Here is a 3136-nt window from a genome sequence, read left to right as displayed (position 1 = left end):
AGCAGAAATCCGCGCTGTTTGCGAGCAGAGGCCAGTATCTTTGCAATCGCCTACACCTATCCGGCCCTCACCTTCACTCAACTCATCTGATAGTCTGCTTGAGCAGACTTCGACACTATTTGGTAAAATGCGCCTATCATTTACGCCTGATCCACGAAGGGCGGCGCCAACGGCGCCGCCCCAGCTCGGACCTACGGAAAAGGCCGCGCCCCGAAAGGGGCGCGGCCGACATCCACACGAACAGGATATGCGAACGCGGAGGAAGAGGATCAGAGCATCGCGGCGTCGGGACGTCCCTCAGACGCGGCGCAAAGTCGTTCGGTCGCCACCTCTTGCCGAGAACCATCGCCGAAGATCACGACAACACGCGGGCCAAGGACAAGACGCGCGGGACGGCCATCGACTTCAACGGCAAGGCTGGCCTCTGGCGTTTGCTCCCCTGGTCGCGCGACTGGCTCAGTCCCTGCCCGCGGTTGGGGACGGGCGACGGTCACCGCCGCGGCCTGCATCGGCGCTGCCTCAATGCTGGGAACGTCCGTCTTACTCTTCAGCCCGGCAATGAACCGCGCGCCTTCCGCCAATGTCGCGCCGCTCTCATCCCAGGCGCCCACATAGGCCTCGACTTCCGCAGGATAATCCCTGGCTGTGCGATGCAGGTCATAGAGCAGCCGGATCGGCGCGCGCGGGAGCACCTCCCTGAGATAGGCAGGCATGTCACCATAGGCTGCATAGAGCGAGACGAACTGCTTGGAGCGGCCCAGCGCAGCGGCGATTTCGACCTGGCTCATGCCGCCCTTGAGCATACGGGCAATCGCATGAGCGAGCTCGACCGAAGACAGGTTCGCACGCTGATCGTTCTCAACGATCTGATCGGCGAGCAGATGGGTTCCCTCCCCCTCGGCCACGACGATCGCCGGGATCGTCACCCGGCCCGCGAGCTGGGAGGCACGAAAGCGCCGCTCGCCCAAACGGATGCGATGCAAGCCGGCGGCGTCGGCGGGCGCAACCGTGATCGGCTGCAAGACCCCGCGGGCCGCTATGGAGGCCGCAAGCTCGGCCAGGGCGTCATCGTCGAAACTGCGCCGGGGATTGCCGGGGTCGGGGATCACCCGCTCCAAAGGAATATCCTCGACCCGGCGCGCCATTTCATGCGCGCCGACGAGCAGGCCAAACTCCTCGATGCGTTCATCGAACTTACCCATCAGGTGGCGGCCGCTGGCGCTGAACCAAGTCGCCGTTCGATCTCGGCGAGGATCGGCCGAATTTCCTCGGCCGCCGCCTTGGCGCCGCCACCACTCTCCATCCAGACCGGTCGATGATTTTCCGCCGCATGCTTGTAGGTCGGTCGCGCCTTGATGAACGCAGGGAACATCAGCCGCTCGCCCACCGCGTGAGCGAGCTTGACGGCATTGTCTATTTCGCGCCGGTCGAACGGGTTGACCATCGATGGCAGCAATCCGAGGAAATCGATCTTGCGCCCTGCCCTCGCCGCCTCGGCCTTGCGCAGCGCGGTCAGCAGCATCTTGGCGCATTCGACCGAATCTTCGGCGACCTGGACCGGCGCGATCACTGCATCGGCGACCGCGAGAGCGCTCAGGGTCAGCTCATCCCATTTGGGACCGGTATCGATCACGCAGAGGTCGAAATGGGGCGCAAGCGCAGGAAAGCGGCCGAGAAAGTCGCGCACATCCTGCGCCGACTTGATCATCTGCAAACGCTGGTCGGCGGCGAGCAAAGTGAGCCCGACCCGGCCATCGGCGGCAAACGCCGCCGATGGATCGAAGAGATCGGCCGCGAAGCCACCCGGCCGCTCGCGGGCCAGACGGCGCGACGAACTGCCTTGCGGGTCCAGGTCGACGAACACGACCCGGCGTCCTGCCGGTTCGGCCAGATACCAGGCGAGATGCGTGGCGAGGAAGGTCTTGCCTACCCCGCCCTTGAGAAGGCTCACGGCGATCGTTCTCATCGGTGCGGCCAGCTCAACAATAGTCGTCCGGACCATCGCGTAGATTGCGCTCATAATGGTCACGCGATGACCAGTCGCCGCCACCGCCAATGCCGGGACCGACATAGCGGAACAGGTAGACGGTGAGCGCAAAACAGCCGAACGCAAAGAGGATCGCGTGATCGGGATGGGCGGCGAAATAAGCGGACATGACGGTAGCTCCTCAAACGGTCTGATCCCGCGTCGGCTCACAGCTTTGCACTGGCCGCACGGGGGCGACGCTCCAGTGCGCCCTCCCCTCCTCAAGCGCGCTTGGCGCTTGGAGATCCTTTGCGCGCAGTCTGCTCAAGCAGACTTTTCACGGCCATCCCCCCGGTCAGGGGGATGGCCGTGCCGATCAGTATTCTTCGGCGAGTAGGATCGTCAGAACCCGAGTGGTGACGTCGGGATTGGCTGGATCGGGTGAGCCCCAGGCAAGCTCGAGATCATAATAGTCGATCTTCCAGTAGAGAATGGCGCTGCCATATTCGAAGCGACCAAAATCATGCTCGCCCAATGGATCGTTGTCGGAATTGAAGCTGTCATAGTTTCGCACCGTGCGCAGGATCTCAGCGCGTCTGCGAAATCCGCGGAAGAGGGAAACATCCCCGACCAGCGCGGCAACGCCCGCGGTCATGACGATCTGGTTTCGGCCAGGGCTGCAAATAGATCTCCGCAGGCTGTCATTCAGTGCGGCGATGCGGTCGATCCGCTCGGCTCGGTCTGCCGATTGTTGAGAAGGCTGCGGCATGGCTGTGACTCCGGTCTGGATCAGCCCCGCCCATCGGGGCCTTCCGACAGGCGCCCCAAGGGCGGCGTCATAGCGGGGTCGTGCACCCGGAGGGTCGCAACGCAGTGGAGAAGCCCGCTATGCGGGCTTGCTCGGCCCCGCGCGCCGACCAGGAAGCCGACAACGGACAAGGAACCTGATGGCGTTGCTCCTTCCGGTTGCACCCAGCAGACAGACGCTGACCATCGCCGAGCCGAGCGGTCCATCGGCAGCGACAGAATTTGTCACCCATGCAAGCTATAATAGCCCCACCCAGGACGACGAAGGATCGACTCGATGAATTTCCTGCATGCCCGAACGGTCCGGGAGGCTCTGTTGCAAAGATTGGCGGCAGTCAGAGGTAGGCTGTCGCTCTGCGCCGA

The 3136-nt window shown here is 63.6% G+C and carries 5 protein-coding genes; 1 reads left to right on the top strand and 4 read right to left on the bottom strand.

Annotated features, from left to right (window positions below):
• Positions 1 to 269 precede the first annotated feature (269 nt).
• The 4 genes from SPHS8_RS20210 to SPHS8_RS20195 form a co-directional block, all read right to left on the bottom strand.
• Entirely contained in the window at positions 270 to 1202 is a 933-nt protein-coding gene (locus SPHS8_RS20210; RefSeq protein WP_051924112.1) for a ParB/RepB/Spo0J family partition protein, read from the bottom strand.
• Positions 1202 to 1966, bottom strand: a complete 765-nt coding sequence (locus SPHS8_RS20205) for a ParA family protein (RefSeq protein WP_037508252.1) — start codon at positions 1964 to 1966, stop codon at positions 1202 to 1204. Before SPHS8_RS20205 ends, SPHS8_RS20210 begins: the two co-directional genes overlap by 1 nt.
• A gap of 13 nt (positions 1967 to 1979) precedes the next feature.
• On the bottom strand, positions 1980 to 2156 hold the full coding sequence (locus tag SPHS8_RS20200) for a hypothetical protein (RefSeq protein WP_020820482.1): 177 nt from the start codon (positions 2154 to 2156) through the stop codon (positions 1980 to 1982).
• Positions 2157 to 2342: 186 nt separating this feature from the next.
• Complete coding sequence (locus SPHS8_RS20195; protein WP_037508254.1) at positions 2343 to 2735, bottom strand: DUF3768 domain-containing protein; 393 nt, start codon at positions 2733 to 2735, stop codon at positions 2343 to 2345.
• Positions 2736 to 2913: 178 nt separating this feature from the next.
• Here SPHS8_RS20195 and SPHS8_RS20190 point away from each other — a divergent pair, with 178 nt between their 5' ends.
• Positions 2914 to 3054, top strand: coding sequence for a hypothetical protein (locus SPHS8_RS20190; protein ID WP_201516834.1), 141 nt, complete (start codon positions 2914 to 2916; stop codon positions 3052 to 3054).
• Positions 3055 to 3136 lie beyond the last annotated feature (82 nt).

It is taken from the genome of Sphingobium sp. S6 (assembly GCF_905120495.1).
Classification (GTDB): domain Bacteria; phylum Pseudomonadota; class Alphaproteobacteria; order Sphingomonadales; family Sphingomonadaceae; genus Sphingobium; species Sphingobium agri.
The sequence above is the reverse complement of the archived record's forward strand: the minus strand, read 5'-3'. Positions and strand labels throughout refer to the sequence as shown.

Bases quoted from the DNA above. Each gene is read 5' to 3' on its own strand.
- SPHS8_RS20210 (WP_051924112.1), bottom strand. From the start codon at position 1,202: ATGGGTAAGTTCGATGAACGCATCGAGGAGTTTGGCCTGCTCGTCGGC.
- SPHS8_RS20205 (WP_037508252.1), bottom strand. From the start codon at position 1,966: ATGAGAACGATCGCCGTGAGCCTTCTCAAGGGCGGGGTAGGCAAGACC.
- SPHS8_RS20200 (WP_020820482.1), bottom strand. From the start codon at position 2,156: ATGTCCGCTTATTTCGCCGCCCATCCCGATCACGCGATCCTCTTTGCG.
- SPHS8_RS20195 (WP_037508254.1), bottom strand. From the start codon at position 2,735: ATGCCGCAGCCTTCTCAACAATCGGCAGACCGAGCCGAGCGGATCGAC.
- SPHS8_RS20190 (WP_201516834.1), top strand. From the start codon at position 2,914: ATGGCGTTGCTCCTTCCGGTTGCACCCAGCAGACAGACGCTGACCATC.